Source organism: Arthrobacter agilis, assembly GCF_002953615.1.
Classification (GTDB): Bacteria; Actinomycetota; Actinomycetes; order Actinomycetales; family Micrococcaceae; genus Arthrobacter_D; species Arthrobacter_D agilis_B.
The window spans coordinates 547,917-551,950 of sequence record NZ_CP024915.1 but is presented as its reverse complement, the minus strand read 5'-3'; the positions used below and the strand labels follow the sequence as shown (position 1 = coordinate 551,950).

Genomic DNA, 4,034 nt, shown 5'->3' with positions numbered 1-4,034 from the left:
TGATGAGGTAGGCGGAGTCCGTGCCGGGGGTCGTCATGCCCTCCATTCTGCCCGCCAGCGCCCGCATCGGTGGCACGACGACGCAGGGCCCCTCCGGTGGGAGGGGCCCTGCGTCGTGGTGGAGCGGTCAGGGCTTGAGCAGCACCTTGATGGCGCGGCGCTCGTCCATCGCCTTGTACGCCTCGGCGACGTCCTCCAGCGGCATCTCGACGTCGAACACCCGGCCCGGGTCGATCGTCCCGTCGAGGACGTCCTTCAGGAGTTCGGGGATGTAGGTGTGCGCGGGGGCCATGCCTCCGCCCACCGTGATGTTCTTCGCGAACAGGTAGCTGATCGGCAGCTCGGGTCCGCCCGCGGGGACCCCGACGAATCCGAGGTGTCCGCCCGGCCGGGTGCTGCGCAGCGCCTGGTCCATGGACTCCTTGGTGCCGACGCACTCGAGGACCGAGTCCGCGAGGACTCCCCCGAGCAGCTCCCGCACCTTCTCGACGCCCGCGTCGCCGCGCTCCGCGACGATGTCGGTCGCGCCGAATTCGCGTGCGAGCGCCTGGCGGTCCTCGTGGCGGGACATCGCGATGATGCGCTCCGCACCCAGGCGACGGGCGGCGAGGACACCGCAGAGGCCCACGGCGCCGTCGCCCACGACGACGACGGTGCTGCCCGGGCCGACGTTCGCGGACACGGCCGCGTGGTGGCCTGTCGACATGACGTCGGAGAGCGTCAGGAGGCTCGCCGTCAGGGCGGCATCGGGCTCCGACACGCCCTCGACCTTGCGGAGCGTCCCGTCGGCCTGGGGGACGCGCACGGCCTCGCCCTGCCCGCCCTGCACGAAGTCCCCGTGCTCGTCCGTGCTGCCCCAGCCCGCAAGATGCTCGCAGGCGACCGTGACACCGTCCCGGCACGGCGGGCAGGTCCCGCAGCTGTCCACGAAGGGGGCGATCACGAAATCGCCGACCGCGAGGTCCCGGACGTCGTCGCCGACGGACTCGACGACGCCCACGAACTCGTGGCCGATCGCCTTGGGCTCCTTGGTCGGGCGGACACCGCGGTACGGCCACAGGTCCGACCCGCAGACGCACGAAGCGGTGACCCGCACGACGGCGTCCGTGGGACGGACGATGCTCGGATAGTCCCGGTCCTCGACGCGGATATCGCCTGGTCCGTGGATGATGGTGGCGCGCATGGAATCTCCTAGAATCTCGCGGGACGCGATCGATGGTCCCCTTCGCCACCCTACAAGCGCAGGCGCCCGTCGCCCTACCGGACAGGACCGCCGGCGGCCGACTTGAACTCGTGCTCGAGTTCCTCGAGACTCCTCCCCCTCGTCTCCGGGACGTAGCGGCGCGCGAAGAGGATCGCTGCGACGCCGAGGACCACGAACACGAAGAACGTGGTGGAGATCGAGATCGCGGCCATCAGGATCGGGAAGCTGAGGCTCACGGCGAAGTTGACCATCCAGAGGACGAAGACGGCCGCCCCCATCCCGAGTCCGCGCAGGCGCATGGGGAAGATCTCGGAGAGCATCAGCCAGGTCACCGGCGAGATGGCACCCTGCTGGAAGGCCAGGAACGTGACGGTCAGGGCGAGGACGAGGAACCCGCGCGCGGTGCCCTCCGGCACGAGCAGCGAGACGAGCCCGATGGCGAGCAGGGCCGACGTCGTCCCGATCTGGCCCACCAGCAGCATGGGCCGGCGGCCCACCCTGCCCAGCAGCCAGATCCCCACGAACGTGGCCGCGACCGAGATGATGCCGTTCGCGATGTTCGCGGTCAGGGCGGCCTGCGTGCCGAACCCCGCGACGACGAGGATCTGCGTCCCGTAGTACATGATCGAGTTGACGCCGGTGATCTGCTGGATGACGGCCAGCCCGAGGCCCACGAAGAAGACCCTGCGGAGCCAGGGCGTCCGCAGGTCACGGAGGCCCGCGGTCTCGCGCCCGCGGTCCTCGATGGCCGTCGACCTGACCTCCTCGTACTCCTGGCGCGCGACCTCCTCCGGCCGCAGCCGCTGCAGCACGCGCAGCGCGACGCCGAAGGCGCCGTGGGCCGCGAGCCAGCGGGGGCTCTCCGGCACGAAGTGCATCCCGATCCACAGGCCGATGGCCGGGAGGGTCGCCAGGACGAGCATCCACCGCCAGATCCCGGAGCTGTCCCCGAACACGGTGCCCAGGAAGGCGCTGGTGCTGAAGGCGATCAGCTGCCCTGTCACGATCATCAGTTCATTGCGTGTCACCACCTGGCCGCGCCGGGCGGCCGGCGACAGCTCGGCGAGGAAGATCGGCACCATCACGGACGCGCCGCCCACGGCCAGTCCCAGGACGAGTCGCGAGACGACCATCACGGTCACATCGGGGGCCAGGGACGTCCCCAGGGTCCCGGCCAGGAAGACCACCGCGAGCACGAGGATCATCCTCTTCCGGCCGTGGGCGTCGGCGAGCCTGCCCCCGGTGAGGGCGCCGAAGGCCGCCCCGAAGACCAGCGAGCTCGCGACGAGTCCCTCGGTGACGGCGGTGAGACGCAGGTCCTCCACCATGAACGGCAGGGCGCCGTTGATGACGCCGGTGTCGAAGCCGAACAGCAGGCCGCCGAGGGTCGCCACCCACGTCGCCCGGCGCAGGTACCTGCGCTGCCGCCGGTCGCCGTCGTCGCCCCTCGGGCCGGTCGTGCTGTTCCCCGTTCCGCTGCTCATGCCCCGTCCGTTCCTGCTCGTCCGTTCCTTCCCGTCCGGGCCGTCCCTGCCACGCTACGGTCCCGGGCCCGCGTCCCGCGCGCGATCCCACCCCGACCCCGGTGGACACGGGCCGTCGGTGCACCGGGCCCACCGACGCGAACAGCCTCCCCCGCAGCGTGCGGAGGAGGCTGTCCGGTGGAGTGCGTCGCGGCCTAGAGGGTCGCGTAGACCTCGCGGAGGAGCTTGGCGGTCTCGGAGGGCGTCTTGCCGACCTTGACCCCGGCGGCCTCGAGGGCCTCCTTCTTGGCCTGCGCGGTTCCCGCCGAGCCGGAGACAATGGCGCCGGCATGTCCCATGGTCTTGCCCTCGGGCGCCGTGAAGCCTGCCACGTAGCCGACGACCGGCTTGGTGACGTTCGCCTTGATGAACTCCGCAGCGCGCTCTTCCGCGTCGCCGCCGATCTCGCCGATCATCACGATGGCCTTGGTCTCGGGGTCCGCCTCGAAGGCCGCGAGGGCGTCGATGTGCGTGGTGCCGATGACGGGGTCGCCGCCGATGCCGATGGCCGTGGAGAAGCCTAGGTCGCGCAGTTCGAACATCATCTGGTAGGTCAGCGTGCCGGACTTCGAGACGAGGCCCACGCCGCCCTTGCCGGTGATGTTCGCGGGGGTGATGCCCACGAGCGACTCGCCGGGCGTGATGATGCCGGGGCAGTTCGGGCCGATGATCCGGGTGACCTGCTTGCCGTCGGCGTCGACCTTCGACTGGGCGAGGGCCCAGAATTCGGCCGAGTCCTGGACGGGGACACCCTCGGTGATGACGACGACGAGGCCGATCCCGGCCTCGATCGCCTCCACGACGGCGTCCTTGGTGAAGGCCGGCGGGACGAAGACGATCGACACGTCGGCGCCGGTCTCCGTCATGGCTTCCTGGACGCTGCCGTACACGGGGAGCGTGACGTCGCCGTGGGTCACGGTGGTGCCGGCCTTGCGGGCGTTGACGCCGCCGACGACCTGGGTCCCGGCCTTCAGCATGAGGGCGGTGTGCTTGGTGCCCTCGCCGCCCGTGATGCCCTGGACGATGACCTTCGAGTCCTTGTTGAGGTAGATAGACATGTGGGGAACCCTTTACTTTCCGTAGGCCAGCGCGGCGGCCTTGTCGGCGCCTTCGTCCATGGTGTCGGCGATGGTCACCAGCGGGTGGTTGGCCTCGGCGAGGATACGGCGGCCCTCTTCGACGTTGTTGCCGTCCAGGCGCACCACGAGGGGCTTGTTGGCCTCGTCGCCGAGGATCTCGAGGGCGCTCACGATGCCGTTGGCCACGGCGTCGCACGCGGTGATGCCACCGAAGACGTTCACGAAGAC

Annotated in this window: 3 protein-coding genes and 1 pseudogene; all 4 read right to left on the bottom strand. The window is 70.5% G+C overall.

Annotation, left to right across the window (positions count from 1 at the left end; genetic code table 11):
* Positions 1-127: 127 nt before the first annotated feature.
* The gene (locus CVO76_RS02695) at positions 128-1,183 is read right to left on the bottom strand and encodes a zinc-dependent alcohol dehydrogenase family protein (protein ID WP_208740580.1); all 1,056 of its coding nucleotides are present in this window, start codon (positions 1,181-1,183) and stop codon (positions 128-130) included.
* Positions 1,184-1,257: 74 nt separating this feature from the next.
* A complete protein-coding gene (locus CVO76_RS02690) occupies positions 1,258-2,688 on the bottom strand; it encodes a sugar porter family MFS transporter (RefSeq protein WP_208740579.1) in 1,431 nt (476 codons plus the stop codon).
* Positions 2,689-2,882: 194 nt separating this feature from the next.
* On the bottom strand, positions 2,883-3,785 hold the full coding sequence (gene sucD / locus CVO76_RS02685; RefSeq protein WP_208740578.1) for a succinate--CoA ligase subunit alpha: 903 nt from the start codon (positions 3,783-3,785) through the stop codon (positions 2,883-2,885).
* Positions 3,786-3,797: 12 nt separating this feature from the next.
* Positions 3,798-4,034, bottom strand: a pseudogene (locus CVO76_RS02680) (ADP-forming succinate--CoA ligase subunit beta); the annotation flags it as partial.

What these genes read in the sequence shown, in the direction of transcription:
- CVO76_RS02695 (WP_208740580.1), bottom strand. Translation starts at nt 1,183, where the DNA reads ATGCGCGCCACCATCATCCACGGACCAGGCGATATCCGCGTCGAGGAC.
- CVO76_RS02690 (WP_208740579.1), bottom strand. Translation starts at nt 2,688, where the DNA reads ATGAGCAGCGGAACGGGGAACAGCACGACCGGCCCGAGGGGCGACGAC.
- sucD (WP_208740578.1), bottom strand. Translation starts at nt 3,785, where the DNA reads ATGTCTATCTACCTCAACAAGGACTCGAAGGTCATCGTCCAGGGCATC.